The following is a 22,913-nucleotide window of genomic DNA, read 5'->3' on the forward strand; positions in this document are numbered from 1 at the left end:
AGCCGCTAAAATTTCAGTGCCTGGACCAGGCGAAGCATCTCGTCTTGATTGGCCTCAATGCGTTTCAGCAGCGCTCGTACCATGCCTGGTGTTAGCGGAGTACCGCAGGCCGTCAATTTGGCGTCATCGGTTAGCCATAGCTTCAGAAGCCCACCAAGGCGGCCTTGGTCAGCGTTGATCTTTACTATCTGCGCTACGTACTGGGAGTCGAGCGTGCTTGTAATCTCATAGCCGAGGCTCAGGCGCCGCAGGTACTCAGCGACCGTCAGGCTCGCCTTGGATGCGTTTTCTTTAATGGTTAGCTCCTCACTCGGTAATACCGGCACACGTAAATGCTTTCCGTGTTTACGTGTATCTCTCGCAGCTTCATTGCGGTTCATGGTCTGACCTCTCTTTGGTGTTCACAGAGTCGCGGCAGCGACTGCCTCGCAGAGCAAGACAGCATTGAGCGCCGAAGGCGCGATTACGCGAGAGTGAAATTAGATAGCCGACTTGTCGGTTAGCTAACTTCACCTGTCTTGCCCTGAATATTCGTATGGCTGGCATGAATGTCAGCAGTGATCTCGGGTAAACAATAGGGTTGCTACAGCGTTCAGTTATGAGGTGATCGCTGAAACAATGGTATTGATCGAATATTGAACGCCTGGGCAACGATTGTTCAGCTCAGCAACGGTCTGCAATAGCTATTGAACGCCGCAGTGTACGGGTAGCAATCGCTTGGCGTAGCGACGAAACGCTTGATAGCCAAAGTCGATAGATCCCTCATCATGCAAGGTCGTCCATATTCCTAACAAAGACCAACCACCTTCAATCGCTTGCAGAATATCCTCGCGTAGCAGGATGAACTTGGCCAAGTTGGTAGCAGGGCTTGAGGGCGGATAGGTTGCAGCTACTCGTTCCGCGATCCGTACAGTAAGTGGTTTCATTTCAACCTCTTGGGCGACTATGTCTCAGAGCTAGGCTCTGGACCCTCAACTGTCAAAATCCGAACTGGTGATAAGCCAGAGCTAGACCTGTTTACCTTTAACTTCTTTAAATATTCCTTTCCTACGGTAGACCGACTCTCGTTCTTGACAGTTGAGGGGCTTTCTTTCGGACTTGCTGTCGGGGTCCTTGGAGGCGCGTTATCGGAACTCGCTGGCTCCCATGAAGATGATTGGTCCTTGAAGTTATAACTGCCGTCTCGGTAGCGCTTGATCACTCCGTGGAACCACCTGATCGCTGTGGTTTTGATCGATCCTGCTTTGATTGCAGCTGACAGCTCGTTCAGCATCCGCTGCTGGTCAATGGGCGCAACCTGCTCCAGCGCCTTGAAAATTTGGCTCCTGGTTTCCGCGGAGACCAATGCCGCCAACCGTAGCGGAGGATCCCCGGCCGCCGGGGCTGGGTTGGGCGACGTAGTAGTTTTTTTATTTTTTGGTTTTATTGTTTGTTTAGTATTTATATGTGCTTGTTTCTCCGGGTGCGGCTGATCCGTCTTCGGTTTATCCACGTTTGGGTTTTCGCAATATGGTGCAGAGTCGGCCCTTTCAGACGGTTCGTCAGAGATATGCCACACCGTCTTTGCGAATCGACCTCGGGAGTCGTGGGTGCGCTCGATGCTCAAATAGCCTGCGGTCTCAAGCTCTTGCAGTCCGCTCCTGGTTGCGGCGGCACCAGTGCCATTTTTCTTGGCTAGCGATTCCATTGTCAGATACGGATAGCCTGGGGGTAGGGAAAGCAATTTCACCAATAGTCCTAACGATTTCCAACTCAAGTTTTGGTCACTTATTACATCGTTAGGGATGATTGTGAAATGACTGGATACCTTCCTTTTTACAATTAGGGATATAGACATCGTCGTCAGCCCTGCTCGAGAACCTTGGCTACATCTGCGGTTCTAAAGTAAATCCTTCTGCCAATTCTGACCTTGCAAGGAAGAAATTTTCTCGATACCTCATTATCGCCACTCAGGCTGATTCTCAGGCCGTCCTTGCTTCTATGTAATACCTCTGCAAGCTGCTCAAGGGACAAAAGTGGAGCCCCAGAGAATAAGTCGCGTATGTATTCTTCCGTGGTCATGTTAGGTGTCCTCCGCTTAATTTCGGATATCCTATGACACCTAACGCGATTTTTAAAAGTATTTTTTCAAACTCTACTTGACAGTGAAAAAGTTTAGCTATAGTGCCTCTTAATTGTTTAGTTAAACTTTTCCAGGGTTGTAGTTTTTTTAGCGGCTAAAATTTATTTTCAGCTTGTGGGTCGCGATAGAATAGCTAAGGACTTTAGCTAAACTACCTTTTGGGGTTTAGCTAAATTTTTCTTTCTTTTTGACATGCTATCTAGTCGGGCAACTAGATCCTCGGAGCGTAAGTGCGTATATCTTTTCAACATTTGCATTGATTTGTGGCCGCTGATGCTCGATACCTCTTGGTCGGAGAGACCGCCCTCCACAAGGCGGCTTACCGCCTCATGTCTCAAGTCGTGAAATCTGAAGTCGGATAGCTGGAGCTTCTTGACCAGTAGCCCCCAGATTTTTGTGAACGCGTAGGGGCGACGTTTCCCGTCCTTCCCAGGTTCACCAAAAAACACCAGATTGCAATCGCTAGGGCGAGCGGGATTCATCATCGCGGCTTTGAAAAGCGCAGTCGCTCGCTTGCTCAGTGGCACAGTTCGTTGACCATCATTTTTCGTGTCAACGAGTCTTACGATGCGTCGCTCTGTATCCACCTGAGGTCTGCGTAGCGACGCGATTTCACCTGAGCGCATACCAGTTTCCAGAGCGATGCCAACGATCCACCCAAGCATTGGATTGCTATGCCGATTCACCTCTGCGAACAGCCGCCGTTCCTCATCCGGCGAGAGTCTACGATTGCGACCCTCCCCGGGGCTTGGCTTGCGTATATTCAACACGGGGTTAAACGTCAGGCCCAGCCCCCACTCCTGGATCGCGACCGTGAAAACGTGGCTCAGTAGAGCCAGCTCCAGGCGAACGGTGTTGTTGCTGGTCGTGCCTGCGCGGCCTGGCTCGTTAAGGCGCTTGTCGCGATAGTTGGCAATGGTTTCAGCGGAAAGGGCTGCGAGAGAATACTTGCCCAGATGCTCCGTTAGCTTTTTAGCCTTGGAGATCTCACCGCGTTGAGTCGTAGGCTTCTTTGTAGGTGTAATGTCGGTCAGGTAGCGCTTGAGCGCTATTTCCAGCGTCATGCGCTCAGAGCCGCTGCGCTGGATGTACACACCGCGCACCATCTCGTCTTCGGTGCGTCGTGACCAATCCTCAGCGTCGCGTTTGGTGCGGAAGGTTTTGGCGTTGGTCGGCCATCCGGTCTTGCGGATAACGGCCTTCCAGGTGCCGGCAGGGGTTTTGACGATTGTAGCCATCTGAAGGACTCCAAAGGCGTGCAAGCGAAGCCGCACTGTACCTAATTTGTACCTTTAGACCATAGGACTGTATCTGAGGTGGTTCCGCCAAAAACACGAAAGCCGCGCAGTGCGCGGCTTTGAGTGTGGTGGGCCCACACGGACTCGAACCGTGGACCAAAGGATTATGAGTCCTCTGCTCTAACCGACTGAGCTATAGGCCCTCAGTAAGTGGGCGGATTATAACGAGGGTTTCGCACCTGTGCCATCTGAAAGATCCGATAGTGCTATGCGAAGAAACGCGGCTGCGAATTCCTCTGGTGGTAGCGGGAGGCTGACGATGTAGCCCTGGATCTGCTCGCAGCCCTCGGCCGCCAGGAAACGTTGCTGGGCCTGGTTCTCCACGCCTTCGGCAATGATGGTCAGCTGCATGCTGCGGCCCAGGGCAATGATCGCCCGGGCAATGGCGGCGTCGTGTGGATCGTCGGGCAGGCCGCGGATGAACGACTTGTCGATCTTGAGGATGTCCAGCGGCAGGCGCTTGAGGTAGCTGAGCGAGGAATAGCCGGTGCCGAAGTCATCGATGGCCAGCTGTACGCCGAGTTTCTTCAGTTGGTACAGCACGGCCAGGGCCTCTTCTGCCTGGCTCATGATGAAGTTTTCGGTGATTTCCAACTGCAGGTCACCGGCCTTCAGCTGATGGTGCTTGAGCAGTTGTTCGATGCGCCGTGCCAGGTGTGGGTGGCGCAGCTGGGCGCCGGCAAGGTTGATCGACAGCGGGCCGAAGGGTTCGTAGTGCTGCTTCCAAGCCTGCATTTGCCGGCAGGCTTGCTCCAGTACCCAGTCGCCGAGCTGCAGGATGGTGCCGTTCTCTTCCGCCAGGTGGATGAAGTGTTCCGGCGGTACCTCACCAAAGGTCGGGTGGCTCCAGCGGATCAGCGCTTCGGCACCCACCAGGCTCTGGGTCTTCAGGCTGAGCTTGGGCTGGAAGCACAGGCTCATTTCGTTGCGTTCGACGGCCCGGCGCAGCTCATGCTCCAGGGCGATGCGCTCGCTGGCCTGGGCGGTGAGGTCGCGGGTGTAGGCTTCGACGCGGTTGCGGCCTTTGGCCTTGGAGCGGTACATGGCGGCGTCGGCGTTGCGGATGAGTGTGGAGACGTCGGTGCCATCCTGTGGGTAGAGACTGATGCCGATGCTGGCGCTGGTGAAAAACTCATGCTCGCCGGCCTGGAACGGTGCGTTGAAGCAGGCCAGTAGTTTGTTGGCGATAGTGCTGGCGTCACTGGGCTTGTGCAAGCCGGGCAGCAGAATGATGAATTCGTCGCCACCCAGGCGGGCTACGGTGTCAACGTCGCGTACCTGCTCTTTCAGGCGCTGGGCGATGCCCTTGAGCAGCAGGTCGCCGACCGGGTGGCCAAGGCTGTCGTTGATGTGCTTGAAGCGGTCGAGGTCCAGGAACAGCACTGCGCCCTGGCGGTTGGACACCTGCGCACAGGTGAGTACGCCCTGTAGCCGGTTTTCGAACAAGGTGCGATTGGGCAGGCCGGTCAGCGGGTCGTGGTGGGCCTGATAATCGAGTTTGGCCTGGGCGTGCTTGATGCTGGAGATGTCTGCAAAAACCGCCACGAAGTGGGTGATCTCGCGGTCGCTGTTGCGCACGGCGCTGATGGTCAGCCAGCTGGGGTAAAGTTCGCCGTTCTTGCGCTTGTTGTAGATTTCGCCCTGCCAGTGGCCCTCGGCGGTAAGCTGGTGCCACATGGCCAGGTAGAAAGCGCTGTCGTGCTGGCCAGAGGCGAGCAGGCGCGGGGTCTGGCCGAGGGCCTCGATCTCGCTGTAGCCGGTGATTTCGCTGAAGGCGCGGTTGACGGCACTGATGCGCTGGTCAATGTCGGTAATCAGCACCCCTTCGGCAGTGTTCTCGAACACCGTGGCGGCCAGCTGCAGTTTTTCTTGCATCAGGTGACGCTCGGTGATGTCGCGGGCGATGGTCAGCATGCAGTCGACGCCGGTAATCGGCAGGGGCCGGGCGGAAAGCTCGCACAGTCGGATCTGCCCGTCGCTGCGGCGGATATGACAGGTGAAGTCGCGCACGAAGCCGTCACGGTTGAGCTGGTCGACCAGGCGTTTGCGCTCGTTGAGGTCGACCCAGATACCCAGGTCCAGCGAGGTCTGGTCGATGGTTGGGTTGAGGTCGTAGCCGGTGAGGCGGCAGAAGCCTTCGTTCACCTCCAGCAGCAAACCGTCGCTCTGGCGCGACAGCAGCAGGCCGTCGGGCGAAGCGTGGAAAGCCTTTGCGAACTTTTCTTCCGAAGTTTGCAGCTGTTGCTGGGTCTCCTTGAGCTGGCTGATGTCGCGTACTGCCACTACCAGCGCGGGCGTGCCGTCCAGTTCGAAGGTTTCAGCCGAAGTCAGGCCAGTGAACAGTTGGCCGTTGCTGCGGCGGAAGCTCATTTCCAGGTTACGGATACCACCTTGGTGCAACCTTTCAAGCAGGAGCGGGCCACTGCCCTCTACGCCCCACAGGTCAAGGTCGGTGGCAGTGCGGCCAATGACCTGGTCTGGGGGCAGGCCGATCTGCTCTTCGAAAGCCTCGTTCACCTCCAGCAGGCAGCCATCGCTGTGGCGAGCGATCAGCAAGATATCGGGGCACTGCTGGAATACCGAGGCGAACTTCTGTTCGGACAGGCGCAGGGCGTCCTCAGTGCGCTTGGTTTCGCTGATGTCGATCATCAGCCCGCGCATCACTGGCTGGTGGCCGTGCTCGATCATGCTGACGATATTGCGTACCCAGAGGGGCTGACCGTCAGCCCGGATCACCCGGTAGTCCAGGCTGTGGTCGCGCCCCGCTGCGGTCTCGCTGTCGCAGTAGGCCTGAGCCCAGAGCGCGTCCTCCGGGTGCAGGATGCTGCGCCAGAAACCGGGCCTGAGCCAGTCACTCAATGGGTAGCCAAGCAGGTCTTCGGCATGGGGTGAAACGTAGCTGTAGGTGAAGTCGTTGGCATCGGCTTCCCAGGCGATGGCTGACAGGCTCTCGACCAGGCCACGGTAGTGGTATTCGCTGCTGCGCAGTTCTTGCTCAAGGGCGATGCGCCGGGAAATTTCCGAGCTGAGCCGGCGGTTGATGCGAATGACCACTGCCAGCACAGCCATCAGCAGCAGCACCGTTGGCAGGCCATACACCAGCAGGTCGGACCAGAACATCCGCTGGTCGACCACATTGCCCACCCAATGTTGCTGGATCTGGCTGATTTCGCTGCTGCTCATGTCGGCCATCACTTTGTCGAGAATGCCGACCAGCACGCTCTTGTCGCGGGGAACGGCCATCGCCAACTGGTAGCGGTAGGGCGTTTCGCCGCTGACGTAGAGGCCGTCGAGCTTGAGTTGGCGCAGGCTCCAGATACTGGAAGCGAGGTCGCCGACCACGGCATCCACTTGGTCGGTGGCCAGGGCTTGCAGCGTGGAGCTGACGTTTGGCAGGGCAACCAGGTTGAGGTCCGGGTGGTGGGTACGCAGCAACTCGTGCGGGGCGTAGTTCTCGACCACGGCAATTTTCAGGCCGTACAGGTCAGCCAGCTTGCGCGGTTGTGCGCCGCCTTTGTGCGCGAGGATGACAATGGGGAAGTCGAGGTACGGGCGAGTGAAAGCCAGGAAGCCCTGGCGTTCGGGGGTGGACATGATGCCGGGCAGCAGGTCGATACGGCTTTCCCGCGCCTGCGCCAGCACCTCGGTCCAGCTGCTGGGTTCGACCGGTTTGAACGTCACGCCCAGGCGCTGCTGGATCATGGCGATGTAGTCGGCGGCCAATCCCTGGTACCGGCCCTCCTGGTCGCGAAACTCGAACGGTGGCCAAGAGGCGTCTACGCCCAGTTTCAGCTGCGGGTGGGCAGCCAGCCAGGCGTTCTCCTCATCTGTCAGGGTCAGGGCGCCGGCCGTTGTGTTCCACAAAATCAGGATCAGCAACAGAATGGCCGGCTTCAAGGACATGGCAGCCTCGCACTCAGGTGGTCTGAAGTCGAGTGTAGACGGGCATTGCCGCAGGTGTGCAACGGAAGGCGGGCTTTATGTCACGGGCCACTAAAGAAAAACCCCGGCCTGGGCCGGGGTTTTGTCATCACTCGTCGAGGAAGGAGCGTAGGTGCTCGCTGCGAGTCGGGTGGCGCAGCTTGCGCAACGCCTTCGCTTCGATCTGACGGATCCGCTCACGCGTTACGTCAAACTGCTTGCCCACCTCTTCGAGGGTGTGGTCGGTGTTCATGTCGATACCGAAACGCATGCGCAGCACCTTGGCTTCGCGTGCAGTCAGGCCCGAGAGCACGTCACGGGTGGCTTCCTTGAGGCTTTCGACCGTGGCCACGTCGATCGGGGACTGCATGGTCGAGTCCTCGATGAAGTCGCCCAGGTGCGAATCTTCGTCGTCACCGATCGGGGTTTCCATGGAGATCGGCTCTTTGGCGATCTTCAATACCTTGCGGATCTTGTCCTCAGGCATTTCCATGCGCTCACCAAGCTCTTCCGGAGTCGGTTCGCGACCCATTTCCTGCAGCATCTGGCGGGAAATACGGTTGAGCTTGTTGATCGTCTCGATCATGTGCACCGGAATACGGATGGTGCGTGCCTGGTCGGCGATCGAACGGGTGATCGCCTGACGGATCCACCAGGTGGCATAGGTCGAGAACTTGTAGCCGCGACGGTATTCGAACTTGTCCACCGCTTTCATCAGACCGATGTTGCCTTCCTGGATCAGGTCGAGGAACTGCAGGCCACGGTTGGTGTACTTCTTGGCGATGGAAATCACCAGACGCAGGTTCGCCTCGACCATTTCTTTCTTGGCGCGGCGGGCCTTGGCTTCACCGATCGACATGCGACGGTTGATTTCCTTGATCTCGGCAACGGTCAGGCCGGTTTCGGTCTCAAGGTCGATCAGCTTCTGTTGGCAAGCGACGATGGCAGCGTTCTTTTCACCCAGGGCGGCAGCCCACTTGGTGTTGCGCTTGGCCAGGTCACCGCTCCAGGTCTGGTCGGTTTCGTTGCTTGGGAACATGCGCAGGAAGTCGGCTCGCGGCATGCGGGCGTCACGTACGCACAGCTGCATGATGGCGCGTTCTTGCTGTCGCAGACGGTTCAGGGCGTCACGGACACGCTCGACCAGTACCTCGAACTGCTTTGGTACCAGCTTGATCGGCATGAACAGGTCAGCCAGGGCCTGCAGGGCCTCGATGCTTTCCTTGTGGTTACGACCATTTTTCTTCAGGACCTTGGAGGTTGCCTGAAGCTGATCGGATACCGCACCGAAGCGTTGGGCTGCGACGACCGGATCCGGGCCGCTCTCGGCCTCTTCCTCGTCGTCACCGCTTTCGGATTCTTCTTCGTCGTCGTCGGACTCTTCCTTCGCCGCAGCGGCCTTGGCACCTGGGATCGGCACTTCTTCGGTTGGCGCGGCAATGTTGTCGTCAGGGTCGATGTAACCGCTGAGAACGTCCGACAGGCGGCCACCCTCGGTGGTGACGCGGTCATATTCGCCGAGAATGTAGTCGACAGTGCCCGGGAAGTGGGCGATGGCGCCCATGACTTCACGAATGCCTTCCTCGATACGCTTGGCGATTTCGATCTCGCCTTCGCGGGTCAGCAGCTCGACAGTACCCATTTCGCGCATATACATGCGCACCGGGTCGGTCGTGCGGCCGATATCGGTTTCAACTGCCGCCAACGCAGCAGCGGCTTCTTCGGCCGCGGCTTCATCGGTGTCGGCTTCCGCCAACAGAAGGGCATCCGCATCCGGAGCACTCTCGAATACGTTGATCCCCATGTCGTTGATCATGCGGATGATGTCTTCCACCTGTTCCGGATCTGAAATATCCTCAGGCAGGTGGTCGTTGACCTCCGCGTAAGTCAGGTAGCCCTGCTCACGACCGCGGGTGATCAACTCTTTGATACGAGACTGCTGTTGCGCTTTTCCGGACATAACACCCTATCCACTGAAGGTCTTGGCGGGCAAAAAACAAGCCGAGGATTATACCCGAGCATGGGCCTCACGCGCCAGATGAGGTCGGCGTTTGTGCGGGAACATTTCGACTCAGCAGGGCGAGGAGCTGGGTTTTTTCCTCGCTGGTCAATTCGCTTTGACGTGATTTCCTGAGCAGTTGTTCCAGGCTGCGCTCGCGTTGGCGGGCGGACAAGCTAGTTATAGTGTCGAAAAACTGTTGTTCAAGGTTGTCGGCCACGATAAGCCATTCCTTTTCCGCCAGAGCCCGTAGCAGGCGGCCCTGTTCGGTGCCATGCCAACGTGCGATCAACTGCATTGAGCTTAGCCCAGGATTTTTCTGCGCGGCTTCGATCAATGCCACCAGCAGCTGGCTGTACAGGTGTTCTTCGTCGGCGAAGTGGCTGGCATCTTCCACCTTGCCGGCCAGCAGTGGGTGGTGCAGCAGGGTGCGCAGGGCGGCCAGGGTGGGCGGCTCGACCGGTGCTGGTACGCGGGGAGGTGCTTCGTCGCGTTGCTGCCAGGGCTTGCCGCCCTTGCGGTTCTTGTCCCAGGGTTTGTCGCTCCACGGCTTCTTGCTGCCCCCCTTGTTGGGTTTCCACGCCTGCTCCTGATGAACGGGGGCAAAATCGTGCTGCGGCATGTCGCCGTAGTCGGGGGTGTAGCTGGCCATGGCGTCGTAGTCGTAGCCAGGGTCGTAGTCCGGCATGCTGCCGGTCGCCGGCGCTTGTTGCGCCAGCTGCTCGACCTGCTGCGGGTCGAGGCCGGTGATTTCCTTCAGGCGGTTGCGCATCAGCTGACGCAGGTTGGCGCCGGGGATCTTTTCGATCAACGGTGCGGCCAAGGTCGCCATATGCGCCTTGCCTTCCAGCGAGCGCGGGTCGGCTTCTACGCCAAGTTGCTCGAAGAAGTAGTCGGCCAGCGGTTGGGAATGCTGGTTGATACGGGCCATGAAGGCGTCGGTACCTTCGGCGCGCACCAGGCTGTCCGGGTCTTCGCCTTCGGGCAGGAACAGGAAGCGCGCACGACGGCCGTCCTGCAGGTTCGACAATGTCGATTCCAGTGCGCGCCAGGCGGCCTTGCGCCCGGCCTGGTCGCCGTCAAAACAGAACAGCACGCTGGGCACCACGCGGAACAGGCGCTTGAGGTGCTCTTCGCTGGTGGCGGTGCCAAGGGTGGCCACGGCATTGCGCAGGCCTTGCTGGGCCAGGGCGATGACGTCCATGTAGCCCTCGACGACGATGATCTCGTCGAGGTTGCGGTTGTGCTTGCGCGCCTCGTACAGCCCGTACAGCTCCTGCCCCTTGTGGAACACCGGGGTTTCCGGGGAGTTCAGGTACTTGGGCTTGTCGTCGCCGAGCACCCGGCCACCGAAGGCGATGATGCGCCCGCGGCTGTCACGTATCGGGAACATCACCCGGTCGCGGAAGCGGTCGTAGCGCTTGCCGCTCTCGGCGTTCTCGATCAGCAGGCCGGCATCGATCATCACCTTCTGTTGCAGGGTGTCGGCACCCAGGTGCTTGAGCAGGTTGTCCCAGCCGGGCGGGGCAAAGCCCAGGCCGAAGTCGCGGGCAATTTCCCCGGACAGGCCGCGGCCCTTGAGGTAGTCCACCGCTGCCTTGCGGGACGGGTGGCTGCGCAGGGCCTGGCGGTAGAACTCCGAGGCGGCGTCCAGTAGCGGGTACAGTGGCGAGTCAGTGGGCTGGCGCGGCTTCTGGTCGCGGCGGCCTTGCTCGCGGGGCACTTCCATGCCGGCGGCGCGGGCCAGTTCCTCGACGGCCTGGGGGAAGTCCAGGTTGTCGTGGTCCATGACAAAGCCCAAGGCGTTGCCACCGGCGCCACAGCCGAAGCAGTAGTAGAACTGCTTGTCGGGGCTGACCGTGAAGGACGGGGTTTTTTCTTTGTGGAACGGGCAGCAGGCGGAGTAGTTCTTGCCGGTTTTTTTCAGCTGGACGCGCGAACTCACCACGTCGACGATGTCGAGGCGGTTGATCAGGTCGTCAATGAAACTCTGGGGAATCAGCCCGGCCATGGCAGTCTCGTTATCTGGCAACTGGCAAGTCTAATCGCTCACGCGCCGAAGGGGGCGAGTGCTGCTTGGGGAAGTGCGAGGGAATGTGTGCTCGTCGCCAGCCCCTAAGGGCTCGTCAGTCGGACGTGCACGTCTGGTCATACAGCAAGGAGGACCAGCTCTGACGTTTCAGGCAGGTTGCCCATGATGCAGTTCGCATGAAGCTTGTGCAGGGCCTTGAGCTAGCTGCTCAAGTTTGAAACGACCACTGCCATCGCCCGGGGGTTAGCCGGGCAGGGCAGAAGCTTTGCGTTGAACGCCTGTATTAGTACAGACGAACGGCGCGGCGCTGTTCGCGCTGAACTTTCTTGGCGTGACGCTTAACAGCAGCAGCTGCTTTGCGCTTACGCTCTGCGGTCGGCTTCTCGTAAAACTCGCGGCTACGAACTTCAGCCAGTACACCGGCTTTTTCGCAGGAGCGCTTGAAACGACGCAGAGCTACGTCGAAGGGTTCGTTCTCTTTAACTTTGACGGCTGGCATCCAGGGCTACCTTAATTCATTACCGGGGTAGACGTGCTCCTGGCAAAACAAAGGTGTGCTGGAGAACGTCGGTTTTCAAGGGTTGCGGATGTTAACCCTTAGCAAGCCGGAATGCAAAGCCTCTGATCGAAAACCGCTGGTCGGCACCCGACACGGGGACTATCATGCGCGGCTTCGAATTCAGCCCCCACAAGGGACGAGCCCATGCTAGTACTGGGATTGGAAACATCCTGCGACGAAACCGGCGTCGCATTATACGACAGTGAACGCGGTTTGTTGGCCGATGCACTGTTCAGCCAGATCGACCTGCACCGCGTCTTCGGCGGCGTGGTGCCCGAGCTTGCCTCGCGTGATCACGTCAAGCGCATGCTGCCGCTCATCCGCCAGGTGCTGGACGAGGCAGGCTGCGTTGCCACCGAAATCGACGCCATCGCCTACACCGCGGGCCCCGGCCTGGTCGGCGCCTTGCTGGTGGGCGCTTCCTGCGCCCAGGCGCTGGCCTTTGCCTGGGACATCCCGGCGATCGGTGTGCACCACATGGAGGGTCACTTGCTGGCACCCATGCTGGAAGAAAACCCGCCCGAGTTTCCGTTCGTCGCTTTGTTGGTTTCCGGTGGGCATACCCAGCTGGTTCGGGTCGATGGCATCGGTCAGTACGAACTGTTGGGCGAGAGCCTGGACGATGCTGCCGGTGAAGCGTTCGACAAGACCGCCAAGCTGATCGGCCTCAATTACCCGGGTGGTCCGGAAATCGCGCGTCTGGCCGAGCAAGGTGTGCCTGGGCGCTTCGTGTTCCCGCGGCCAATGACCGATCGGCCAGGCCTGGAATTCAGCTTCAGTGGCCTCAAGACCTTCGCCCTGAACACCTGGCAGCAATGCAAGAATGCTGGCGACGACAGTGAGCAAACCCGTTGCGACCTGTCCCTGGCATTCCAGCAGGCGGTGGTGGAGACTTTGACCATCAAGTGCAAGCGGGCGCTCAAGCAGACCGGCCTCAAGCGGCTGGTCATCGCGGGTGGCGTGAGTGCCAACAAGGCCCTGCGCGCGTCTCTGGAGGACATGCTCGGTAGCATCAAGGGCAACGTGTACTACGCGCGCCCGCAATTCTGTACCGACAATGGTGCGATGATCGCCTACGCCGGTTGCCAGCGCCTGCTGGCCGGGCAGCAGCAAGACCTGGCGATCAGCGTGCAGGCACGCTGGCCGATGGAACAGTTGCCGCCGCTGTAAGGTAGCGCGTCGAAGGTTCAGAAGTGCCGTTCGCGCCCTGCAAACAAGTCGCGCAGGTTGTTGCGGTGGCGCCACACGATCATCACTGTCAGTACGCTGATCGGCAGCAGGGCTTCGGGCTCGCGCCAGGCCAGCAATGGCAAGGTGAGTGGCGTGGCAATCAGCGCGGCCAGTGAGCTGGTGCGCGTGAGGTAGAAGGTCAGCAGCCAGGCGCCGATGGCCAGCAGCGCGGCCGGAAAGTACAGGGCCATGAGCATGCCGGCAGCCGTCGCCACGCCCTTGCCGCCCTTGAAACGGAAGTACAGGGGGAACAGGTGGCCCAGCACTGCGCATATGCCCACCCAGGCCTGCGCGTGCAGGTCCAGCCCGGCAGCGCGGGCGAGCAATACCGGCAAAAGGCCCTTGCACAGGTCGCCTAGCAGGGTCAGGATCGCCAGTTTACGGCCTGCCAGGCGTAGCATGTTGGTGGCGCCGGCATTGCCTGAGCCGCTGGAACGCGGGTCCGGGCTGCCCGAGAGGCGGCTGAGAACAATGGCGAAGGACAGCGAGCCGAGCAGGTAGGCGAGCAACGCCAGTAACCAAAACATGCTAACTATTCCGGGCGAGGACGCCCTGATTCTAACGGCGCCAGTCGCCCTTGTCGTGCTGTGGAGAGAAGTGCTTGGACAGAGTGTTCATCGAAGGCCTGGAAGTCGATACCGTCATCGGTGCCTATGACTGGGAGCGGGATATTCGCCAGTGCTTGCGCCTGGACCTGAGCTTTGCCTGGGACAACCGCCCGGCCGCCGCCGGAGACGACCTGAACCTGGCGCTGGATTACGCCAGTGTGTCGGCGCGCATCCAGGCGTTTGCCGAACAGGCCCGTTTCGAGCTGGTTGAGACATTTGCCGAGCGCCTGGTGGCAACCTTGATGGACGAGTTCCACATCCCCTGGGTGCGCTTGAAGCTGACCAAGCCGGGCGCGGTGCCGGCGGCCCGTGGTGGTGTTGGCGTGGAGATCGAGCGCGGATGTCTCTGAGCACGGTTTACCTGGGGCTGGGCAGCAACATCGACCGTGAGGCGCATTTGTGCGCCGGGCTCGATGCGTTGGCTGGCATCCTGACTGACATGCGCTGTTCGCCGGCCTTCGAAAGCCAGGCGGTGGGCATCAAGAGCGGGCCGTTCATCAACTTCGTGGTGACGGGGCAAACCGCGTTGCCGTTGATCGAGCTGGACCGCCGGCTGAAGTTCATCGAGGCCGACAATGGCCGCTATGCACCTGACCGCAAGGGGCTGCCGCTGGATATCGACGTGCTGATGTATGACGATTTGCACGGTACCTTCGATGGGCTGGTATTGCCCCGGGCCGAGATTCTGAAGAACGCTTTTGTGCTGTGGCCGCTGTCGTTGCTGGCGCCCGACCTGGTGCATCCGGGGGTGGGCAAGCGCATGGCGCAGTTGTGGCAGGAAGCGCAGATTGATCAGGTACTGGCCCCGGTGGCCTTTGAGTGGCGCGGGTTGCAGTTGACGCCCGCTTGAGCCTGTATCGGCCTCTTCGCGGGTAAACCCGCTCCTACAACGGGCTGAGCCCAACCTCTGATGTGTGCCCCCTGTAGGAGCGGGTTTACCCGCGAATACTGCGGCGGCTGCGACGGTGAACCGCGGGTGGAAATTGGCCAGCAGGTCCGGCCCTTTCGCGGGTAAACCCGCTCCTACGACGGGCTGAGCCCAACCTCTGATGTGTGCCCCCCGTAGGAGCGGGTTTACCCGCGAAGAGGCCGGTAGGTCTAACCGCGCTGGTAAGCCTCGAGCGCTTTCAGCCGTTCACCTTTGAGTGCTTCGCCAAGTGCCTGACCCGTCAGCCCGGCTTGCACCAACGGCTTCACATCCACCGCTCGCGCCGCCGCTGCTGCGCCTCGCAGGTAATCGGCCTGTGGGTAACCCTGCTCGCCATCGCCCCGCGCCGCCATCTCGCAAACGGCCAAAAAATCCTCAAATCGCTGCGGCCGTCGGTAAACATCGAACTTCTGCAATAGCTCCAGCAGTGCTGTGGCAGGCAGTTCGAGCGCCTGATTACCCTGCGCCAGGCATTCCCCGGCCAGCATTGCCAGTTCCTGGCACTCTCGCGGTGCCTTCAGGCGCTGGTTGACGGCTTTGATCGATGTCGGTGGCAACCCCCGCAACAGGCAGGCCCAGCGCACGTGCAGCGGTTGTTCGTGCACCGCTGCCTGCTCCAGCGCTGCCAATGTCCGGGAGCTGTCATCGAGCTCTGGCAGCAGCTCCTGCAGGGCCCCACACGCGCTCAGCACCTTGAAGAATACCTGCGGTTGTACTTCCATCAGCGCGCGCTCGATTTCCTTCCAGCTGCGCTCGGCAGTGAGTGCCTGCAGTTCGCCCGAGGCACTGATCTGGCGCATCAGCGCCAAGGTTTCATCGGCAACCCGGAACCCCAGTGGTGCGTAACGGGCAGCAAAGCGTGCAACGCGCAGCACCCGCAAAGGATCTTCGGCGAATGCCGGGGAAACATGGCGTAGCAGGCGTTGATCCAGATCGTTCTTGCCTTGGTAGGGGTCGTAGACCGTGCCCGCCTCATCCTCGGCCATCGCATTGATGGTGAGGTCGCGGCGGATCAGGTCCTCTTCCAGGGTTACGTCGGGGCTGGCGTGAAAAGTGAACCCGCCGTAGCCTCGCCCACTCTTGCGCTCGGTGCGCGCCAGGGCGTATTCCTCACCGGTTTTCGGGTGCAGGAACACCGGGAAATCGGCTCCCACCGGCCGATAGCCCTTTGCTAGCATTTCTTCGACGGTGGCGCCCACCACCAGCCAGTCGATATCGCTGACAGGGCGGCCGAGCAAACGGTCGCGCACGGCGCCGCCAACTTTGTAGATGTGCATGTGCAGCTCTCCATAACTGCCGACAGGATAACCCGTCGGCGGTCATGGGGTCGCATCAGAGGTGGTGGATAACAGCCAGGTCCATGCGGCCGTAGTCGGCGCTTTCGCTATGCTCGCCGCGCGGCGGCATGTGGTGAGTACTCATCACTTGCTCGCCTTGCACGGTCTCCAGGTGGATATCGAAGCCCCACAGGCGATGCAGGTGCTTGAGCACTTCGTCGGTCGAGTCGCCCAGCGGTTTGCGGTTGTGTTGCTGGTGCCGCAGTGTCAGCGAGCGGTCTCCGCGGCGGTCGACGCTCCAGATCTGTACGTTCGGTTCACGGTTGCCCAGGTTGTACTGCGCTGCCAGCTGCTCACGAATCACCCGGTAGCCGGCCTCATCATGGATGGCGGGCACCAGCAGGTCGTCGCGCTGGTCGTCATCGAGGATGCTGAACAGCTTGAGGTCGCGCATCACCTTGGGCGACAGGTACTGCAGGATGAAGCTCTCGTCCTTGAAGCTGCTCATGGCGAACTTGATGGTAGAAAGCCAGTCGCTGCCGGCAATTTCGGGGAACCAGTGGCGATCTTCCTCGGTGGGGTTTTCGCACATGCGGCGGATGTCGGTGTACATCGCAAAACCCAGTGCGTAGGGGTTGATGCCGCTGTAGTACGGGCTGTCGAAGCCGGGCTGGAACACCACGCTGGTGTGCGACTGCAAGAACTCCATCATGAAGCCTTCGGTAATCAGCCCCTCGTCGTACAGGTCGTTCATCAGGGTGTAGTGCCAGAAGGTTGCCCAACCTTCGTTCATGACCTGGGTCTGGCGCTGCGGGTAGAAGTACTGGGCGATCTTGCGCACGATGCGCACTACTTCACGCTGCCAGGGTTCGAGCAGCGGGGCGTTCTTCTCGATGAAATACAGGATGTTTTCCTGCGGTTCGGCGGGGAAGCGCCCCTCATCGCGGTCGTTACCCTTTTCGGCGTTTTTCGGAATTGTCCGCCAAAGGTCGTTGATCTGACGCTGAAGATGCTCTTCGCGCTCCTGTTGCCGGCGCCGCTCTTCTTCCGCAGAAATAGGGTAAGGCCGCTTGTAGCGGTCGACACCGTAGTTCATCAGGGCATGGCAGGAGTCGATCAAGTCCTCCACAGCATCGATACCGTGGCGCTCCTCGCACTGGGCGATGTACTGCTTGGCGAACACCAGATAGTCGATGATCGAACTGGCGTCAGTCCAGGTACGGAACAGGTAATTGCCTTTGAAAAAACTGTTATGGCCGTAGCACGCGTGCGCAATCACCAGTGCCTGCATGCACATGGTGTTTTCTTCCATCAGGTAGGCGATACAGGGGTCAGAGTTGATCACGATCTCGTAGGCCAGGCCCATCTGGCCGCGGCTGTAAGACTTTTCCGTACTGAGGAACTGCTTGCCGTAGGACCAGTGGTGGTAGCCCAGCGGCATGCCGACCGAGGCGTAGGCGTCCATCATCTGTTCGGCAGTGATGACCTCGATCTGGTTGGGGTAGGTGTCCAGGGCGTAACGCTCGGCCAAACGGCTGATTTCCCGGTCGTAGGTCTGGATCAGCTCGAACGTCCACTCGGACCCAGTGGAAATGGGTTGGCGTCTCTGTGCTCTGGCGGTCATGTGGCTAACCTGCGCTGGAAGAGTTCACGGAAGACCGGGTAGATGTCGCCGGCCGATACCAACTGCTGCTGGGCGAACGTGTCGGGGAAAGCATCTCCGATACGCTCGTATTCATACCACAGCGCCTGGTGTTCACGGGGGGTGATCTCAACGTAAGTGTAGTACTGCACATGCGGCATGATCTGTTTGGAGAGGATGTCGCGGCAGATGGGCGAGTCGTCGTTCCAGTTGTCGCCATCAGAAGCCTGCGCGGCATAGATGTTCCAGTCGCTGGCCGGGTAACGCTCGGCCATGATCTCCTGCATCAGCTTGAGGGCACTGGAGACGATGGTGCCGCCGGTTTCCCGCGAGTAGAAGAACTCTTCTTCATCGACTTCCCGGGCACTGGTGTGGTGGCGAATGAACACGACTTCGATGCGCTCGTAGTTACGCTTGAGGAACAGGTACAGCAGGATGAAGAAGCGCTTTGCGATGTCCTTGGTGGCCTGGGTCATCGAACCGGATACGTCCATCAGGCAGAACATCACTGCCTTCGAGCTGGGGTTGGGTTGCTTGACCAGCAGGTTGTACTTGAGGTCGAAGGTGTCGAGGAAAGGCAGGCGGTTGATACGTGCCTTCAGGCGCTCGATTTCCTGTTCGACTTCCTGGATATCGGTGAAATTGTCCGGCTCTTCGACCCGCAGGCGATCGAGTTCCTTTTGTGCTTCGCGCAGCAGGGCGCGGCTGCTGCCGGTCAGGGCGATACGCCGGGCATGGGCCGAGCGCAGGGTGCGCACGATGTTGATGCGTGACGGGTTGCCTTCGTTGGCGATGCCGGCGCGAACAGTCTTGAAGGTATCGGCGCCCGTCAGGTGACGTTTGACCAGGTTGGGTAGCTCAAGGTCTTCGAACATGAATTCGAGAAATTCTTCCTGGGTGATCTGGAAGACGAACTCGTCCATGCCCTCGCCGGAATTGCCGGCCTTGCCGCGACCGCCGCCACCTCCACCGCCTTGCGGCCGTGGGATGTGTTCACCGGCAGTGAATTCTTTGTTGCCAGGATGCACGATGGTCTGTTTGCCCCCGCGACCATGGTGCAAGACCGGTTCGTCGATGTCGCGCCCGGGAATACTGATCTGCTCGCCATGTTCCATATCCATGATGGAACGGCGGCTCACCGCCTCTTCGACGGCCTTCTTGATATGTTCGCGGTACCGCCGCAGGAAGCGCTGGCGGTTGACCGTGCTCTTGTTCTTGCCGTTCAGGCGTCGGTCTATAACGTAGCTCATGGTCCCTCCGGTGACTGGATGCAGCTGCAACCCACAAGCTGCAAGCCACAAGCTTCAAGCTGCAAGAAAGAGCAGCCACCGCCGCTGCAAGCTGTGACGCGGGCAGCGATGCCAACGCCAGGCAGCTTGCAGCTTGCGGCTCGTAGCTTGCCGCTTTATTGCGATTTCCTGACCCGCAGGTACCATTCCGACAGCAGGCGCACCTGTTTGTCGGTATAGCCACGCTCCACCATCCGGGTGACGAAGTCGTTGTGTTTCTTCTGGTCCTCTTTGCTGGCCTTGGCGTTGAAGCTGATGACCGGCAGCAGGTCTTCGGTGTTGGAGAACATTTTCTTCTCGATCACGACCCGCAGCTTTTCATAACTCAGCCAGCTTGGATTCTTGCCATTGTTGTTGGCGCGTGCGCGCAGTACGAAGTTGACGATCTCGTTGCGGAAGTCTTTCGGGTTGCTGATGCCAGCCGGTTTCTCGATCTTCTCCAGTTCCTCGTTGAGCGCAATGCGGTTGAGAATTTCGCCGGTTTCCGGGTCGCGGTATTCCTGATCCTGGATCCAGAAGTCTGCATACAGCACGTAGCGGTCGAAGATGTTCTGGCCGTATTCGCTGTAGGACTCCAGGTAGGCGGTCTGGATTTCCTTGCCGATAAACTCGATGTAGCGCGGAGCCAGGTATTCCTTCAGGTAGCGCAGATAGCGTTCACGCACTTCAGCCGGGAATTGCTCCTGTTCGATCTGCTGTTCGAGGACATACAGCAGGTGCACCGGGTTGGCGGCAATTTCGTGTGGGTCGAAGTTGAACACCTTGGACAGGATCTTGAAGGCGAAGCGAGTCGACAGGCCGTTCATGCCTTCGTCGACTCCCGCAGAGTCCCTGTATTCCTGGATCGACTTGGCCTTTGGATCGGTGTCCTTGAGGTTTTCCCCGTCGTAAACGCGCATCTTGGAATAGATATTGGAGTTCTCGGGCTCTTTCAGGCGCGAAAGCACAGTGAACTGAGCCAGCATCTTGAGCGTATCTGGCGCACAGTGGGCCTTGGATAGCGAGCTGTTGATCAGCAGTTTGTCGTAGATCTTGATTTCATCGCTGACCCGCAGGCAGTACGGCACCTTGACGATATAGATCCTGTCGATGAACGCTTCGTTGTTCTTGTTGTTACGGAAGGTGTGCCACTCCGATTCGTTGGAGTGCGCCAGCAGAATACCGGTATAGGGGATCGCTCCAAGGCCTTCGGTACTGTTGTAGTTGCCTTCCTGGGTGGCGGTGAGCAAGGGGTGCAGGACCTTGATCGGCGCCTTGAACATTTCGACGAATTCCATCAGGCCCTGGTTGGCCCGGCACAGCGCGCCCGAGTAGCTATAGGCGTCGGCGTCGTTCTGTGGGTATTCCTCAAGTTTGCGGATATCGACCTTGCCGACCAGGGCCGAGATGTCCTGGTTGTTTTCATCGCCGGGTTCGGTCTTGGCAATGGCGATCTGGTTAAGAATCGACGGGTACAGCTTCACCACCTTGAACTTGGAGATGTCACCGCCAAACTCCTGCAGGCGCTTGGTGGCCCAAGGCGACATGATGGTGTTGAGGTAGCGCCGTGGGATGCCGAACTCTTCCTCGAGGATGGCCCCATCTTCGGTGGCATTGAACAAGCCCAGAGGTGACTCGAATACCGGCGAGCCCTTGATCGCGTAGAAGGGCACCTTTTCCATCAGTTGCTTGAGTTTTTCCGCCAGCGAGGACTTGCCGCCGCCTACCGGGCCCAGCAGATAGAGGATCTGTTTCTTCTCTTCCAGGCCTTGGGCGGCGTGGCGGAAGTACGACACGATCTGGTCGATGCACTCTTCCATGCCATGGAAGTCGGCAAAGGCCGGATAGCGGCGGATAACCTTGTTGGAGAAGATGCGCGACAGCCTGGAGTTGGTAGAGGTGTCGATCAGCTCTGGCTCACCGATGGCCAGCAACAGCCGTTCGGCCGCCGATGCGTAGGCACTGCGATCCTCTTTGCACAGCTCGAGGTACTCCTGCAGCGAGAGTTCTTCCTGGCGCGTAGACTCGAAACGTTGTTGGAAGTGGCTAAAAATACTCATGACGTCACCTCGCTCGATACGTGGAGACGACGCCGGATCAGTCAGCTGATGCTGGCATGCAACCGGGTTGGCCGATTGCTGTATACCCCCCAGAACACCCTGTAACGCTACCGATGACCCGCACGCCGGTGTACCGGCTCTCCCCTTTTTGGATGGCCTGAGCTTAAGCGTAGTTGGTTATCTGCAAGGTAAAGGGGCGAGAAAGGCAGAAGTTACGAACGACCGTTCGTCAGATAAGCCGCAAGCCCGCGCGGCGCACGGGCTGCAGGGGAAAATAAAAAATTATTCAGCGTTGCCCTGGGCGGTCTCGGCCGGGTAGGTCGCGCGCCACAGTTCGAAGCCGCCGTCCACGCTGTACACGTCGGAGAAACCCTGGCCTACCAGGTAGGCGGCAGCACTTTGGCTGGAATTGCCGTGATAGCAGACCACCAGGGTTGGCGCGTCGAGGTCGGCGTTGCGGATGAAATCAGCGACCGAGTGGTTATCCAGGTGCCGGGCGCCGGTGATGTGGCCGGCGGCGAAGGCCTGCGGGTCGCGAATGTCGACGACGACCGCACCTTCTTTCTTGCGAAGCTCCAAGGCCTGCTCAGGAGGGATGCGCTTGAATTCGCTCATGGGTACTACTTCCTTCAGGTGTGGTCGTTGAGTGTAGTGGGTTGTGCCGGCTGGCGCAGGGTGCCGTCGTCGGCGCAGTCGCAGCGGTGGTATTCGCCGCTGTCGACGTTGTACAGGGTCATGGCGCCACCCCATACGCAGCCAGTGTCCAGGGCGATGACGTCGGGTTCGGTGACCTCACCCTGCAGAGCGGCCCAATGGCCAAAGATGATCTTCACGTGGCGTGAGCGGCGGTCCTTGTGCGCGTACCAGGCTTTGTAGCCTTTGGGCGCGCTACCCAGGCCTTCCTTGCTCTTGAGGTCGAGTTTGCCATCGGCCGTGCAGAAGCGCATGCGGGTGAAGTAGTTGGTGATGACCCGCAGGCGTTCGACGCCGGCGAGGTTCTTGCTCCACTTGTTCGGCTCGTTGCCATACATGCCGTCGAGGTACAGCTGCAGGCGGGTGTCGTCACGCAGCACTTCCTCGACCTCGGCGGCGAGTTCCAAGGCTTTGCCAAGGGTCCATTGTGGCGGTATGCCGGCGTGAACCAGGGCGATACCGCGAGGCTCGTCGTAATGCAGCAGCTTTTGCTGGCGCAGCCAGTCGAACAGCTGGTCGGCGTCCGGCGCTTCGATGATCTCGCGCAGTGTGTCGCTTTTCTTGAGGCGCTCGACGTTGTGCCAGGCGGCCAGCAGGTGCAGGTCATGGTTGCCCAGCACGCAGACCAGTGAATGACGGATCGAGTACAGGAAGCGCAGGGTTTCCAGTGACTCGGGGCCGCGGTTGACCAGGTCGCCGACCAGCCACAGGCGGTCGACGGCGGGGTTGAAACTGACGCGATCGAGCAGGCATTTGAGCGGCTGCAGGCAGCCCTGCAGGTCTCCGACGGCGTAGGTGGCCATCAGTGCAGCGCTCCGGGCACTGCCAGCCGGAAGGGGGCAATCTCGGCGTCGAAGCGCTTACCGTCCTCGGCGAACATCTGGTAGCTGCCCTGCATGGTGCCAACGCGGGTGCTGATGACGGCACCACTGCTGTAAGTGTGGCTCTGGCCAGGGTCGATGTTGGGTTGCTGGCCGACCACGCCGGCACCGCGTACTTCCTCTACCTCGCCGTCACCGTTGGTGATCAGCCAGTGGCGCGACAGCAACTTGGCACTGAGCGAGCCGTTGTTCTGCACGGTAATGGTGTAGGCGAAAGCGAAGCGACTGTTTTCGGGGTCGGATTGTTCTTTCAGGTAGCGGGTCACGACGCTGACGTCGATTTGATAGCGGGGGTCGGACATGCAAGGGCCTTGGGCGAACTGACGCAATAATGCAGTCTAGGCCATTGGGAGGGGGGAGGGCCAGCGGTGATCGGGCTTGGGGGGTGTGTTGTC

At 59.6% G+C, this 22,913-nt stretch carries 19 protein-coding genes and 1 tRNA gene; 3 read left to right on the forward strand and 17 right to left on the reverse strand.

Annotated features, from left to right (window positions below; genetic code table 11):
* Nucleotides 1–5: 5 nt before the first annotated feature.
* The 9 genes from traJ to rpsU form a co-directional block, all read right to left on the reverse strand.
* Nucleotides 6–380, reverse strand: coding sequence for a conjugal transfer transcriptional regulator TraJ (traJ, locus tag PRJ_RS01905; RefSeq protein WP_104960669.1), 375 nt, complete (start codon nt 378–380; stop codon nt 6–8).
* Nucleotides 381–683: 303 nt separating this feature from the next.
* Complete coding sequence (locus tag PRJ_RS29765) at nt 684–926, reverse strand: TraK family protein (RefSeq protein ID WP_133214206.1); 243 nt, start codon at nt 924–926, stop codon at nt 684–686.
* Nucleotides 927–1,842: 916 nt separating this feature from the next.
* Nucleotides 1,843–2,061, reverse strand: a complete 219-nt coding sequence (locus PRJ_RS01915; protein ID WP_028633554.1) for a hypothetical protein — start codon at nt 2,059–2,061, stop codon at nt 1,843–1,845.
* 207 nt (nt 2,062–2,268) lie between these two features.
* A complete protein-coding gene (locus tag PRJ_RS01920; RefSeq protein ID WP_104960670.1) occupies nt 2,269–3,360 on the reverse strand; it encodes a site-specific integrase in 1,092 nt (363 codons plus the stop codon).
* A gap of 126 nt (nt 3,361–3,486) precedes the next feature.
* Nucleotides 3,487–3,563: transfer RNA gene (locus PRJ_RS01925), tRNA-Ile, on the reverse strand.
* A gap of 16 nt (nt 3,564–3,579) precedes the next feature.
* Nucleotides 3,580–7,323 carry a bifunctional diguanylate cyclase/phosphodiesterase gene (locus PRJ_RS01930; protein WP_104960671.1) on the reverse strand — a complete coding sequence of 1,248 codons (3,744 nt, stop codon included), beginning with the start codon at nt 7,321–7,323 and terminating at the stop codon, nt 3,580–3,582.
* Nucleotides 7,324–7,450: 127 nt separating this feature from the next.
* Entirely contained in the window at nt 7,451–9,301 is a 1,851-nt protein-coding gene (gene rpoD, locus PRJ_RS01935) for an RNA polymerase sigma factor RpoD (RefSeq protein WP_003255578.1), read from the reverse strand.
* A gap of 67 nt (nt 9,302–9,368) precedes the next feature.
* On the reverse strand, nt 9,369–11,351 hold the full coding sequence (dnaG, locus tag PRJ_RS01940) for a DNA primase (protein ID WP_104960672.1): 1,983 nt from the start codon (nt 11,349–11,351) through the stop codon (nt 9,369–9,371).
* A 304-nt stretch (nt 11,352–11,655) separates the two neighbouring features.
* Nucleotides 11,656–11,871, reverse strand: a complete 216-nt coding sequence (gene rpsU, locus PRJ_RS01945) for a 30S ribosomal protein S21 (protein ID WP_003255575.1) — start codon at nt 11,869–11,871, stop codon at nt 11,656–11,658.
* Between the two features lie 204 nt (nt 11,872–12,075).
* Between rpsU and tsaD the strand changes: the two genes are divergently transcribed.
* Nucleotides 12,076–13,101, forward strand: a complete 1,026-nt coding sequence (tsaD, locus tag PRJ_RS01950) for a tRNA (adenosine(37)-N6)-threonylcarbamoyltransferase complex transferase subunit TsaD (protein ID WP_010951736.1) — start codon at nt 12,076–12,078, stop codon at nt 13,099–13,101.
* A gap of 17 nt (nt 13,102–13,118) precedes the next feature.
* On the opposite strand, the gene plsY is transcribed toward tsaD, so the two are convergent.
* Nucleotides 13,119–13,688 carry a glycerol-3-phosphate 1-O-acyltransferase PlsY gene (plsY, locus tag PRJ_RS01955; RefSeq protein WP_010951737.1) on the reverse strand — a complete coding sequence of 190 codons (570 nt, stop codon included), beginning with the start codon at nt 13,686–13,688 and terminating at the stop codon, nt 13,119–13,121.
* A 74-nt stretch (nt 13,689–13,762) separates the two neighbouring features.
* On the opposite strand from plsY, the gene folB reads away from it, so the two are divergent.
* Nucleotides 13,763–14,119: a dihydroneopterin aldolase gene (folB, locus tag PRJ_RS01960; protein ID WP_004576188.1), complete on the forward strand. Its 357-nt coding sequence runs from the start codon at nt 13,763–13,765 to the stop codon at nt 14,117–14,119.
* Nucleotides 14,110–14,619 (forward strand): 2-amino-4-hydroxy-6-hydroxymethyldihydropteridine diphosphokinase, encoded by a 510-nt coding sequence (folK, locus tag PRJ_RS01965; protein ID WP_003255569.1) that lies wholly within the window; start codon nt 14,110–14,112, stop codon nt 14,617–14,619. Before folB ends, folK begins: the two co-directional genes overlap by 10 nt.
* A 248-nt stretch (nt 14,620–14,867) precedes the next feature.
* Here folK and PRJ_RS01970 read toward each other — a convergent pair whose 3' ends face one another.
* From PRJ_RS01970 to apaG, 7 genes are all read right to left on the reverse strand, one after another.
* A complete protein-coding gene (locus PRJ_RS01970; RefSeq protein ID WP_104960673.1) occupies nt 14,868–15,974 on the reverse strand; it encodes a multifunctional CCA addition/repair protein in 1,107 nt (368 codons plus the stop codon).
* 55 nt (nt 15,975–16,029) lie between these two features.
* Nucleotides 16,030–17,598: a SpoVR family protein gene (locus PRJ_RS01975; protein WP_010951740.1), complete on the reverse strand. Its 1,569-nt coding sequence runs from the start codon at nt 17,596–17,598 to the stop codon at nt 16,030–16,032.
* On the reverse strand, nt 17,595–18,866 hold the full coding sequence (locus PRJ_RS01980) for a YeaH/YhbH family protein (RefSeq protein WP_003255564.1): 1,272 nt from the start codon (nt 18,864–18,866) through the stop codon (nt 17,595–17,597). Before PRJ_RS01980 ends, PRJ_RS01975 begins: the two co-directional genes overlap by 4 nt.
* A gap of 155 nt (nt 18,867–19,021) precedes the next feature.
* Nucleotides 19,022–20,944 carry a PrkA family serine protein kinase gene (locus PRJ_RS01985; protein ID WP_104960674.1) on the reverse strand — a complete coding sequence of 641 codons (1,923 nt, stop codon included), beginning with the start codon at nt 20,942–20,944 and terminating at the stop codon, nt 19,022–19,024.
* Between the two features lie 282 nt (nt 20,945–21,226).
* Nucleotides 21,227–21,559, reverse strand: coding sequence for a thiosulfate sulfurtransferase GlpE (gene glpE / locus PRJ_RS01990; protein ID WP_010951742.1), 333 nt, complete (start codon nt 21,557–21,559; stop codon nt 21,227–21,229).
* Between the two features lie 14 nt (nt 21,560–21,573).
* Nucleotides 21,574–22,440: a symmetrical bis(5'-nucleosyl)-tetraphosphatase gene (locus tag PRJ_RS01995; protein WP_004576191.1), complete on the reverse strand. Its 867-nt coding sequence runs from the start codon at nt 22,438–22,440 to the stop codon at nt 21,574–21,576.
* Entirely contained in the window at nt 22,440–22,820 is a 381-nt protein-coding gene (gene apaG, locus PRJ_RS02000) for a Co2+/Mg2+ efflux protein ApaG (protein WP_003255559.1), read from the reverse strand. The genes PRJ_RS01995 and apaG overlap by 1 nt, the downstream gene beginning before the upstream one ends.
* Nucleotides 22,821–22,913: the final 93 nt, after the last annotated feature.

This window comes from Pseudomonas sp. XWY-1, assembly GCF_002953115.1.
Taxonomy (GTDB): domain Bacteria; phylum Pseudomonadota; class Gammaproteobacteria; order Pseudomonadales; family Pseudomonadaceae; genus Aquipseudomonas; species Aquipseudomonas alloputida.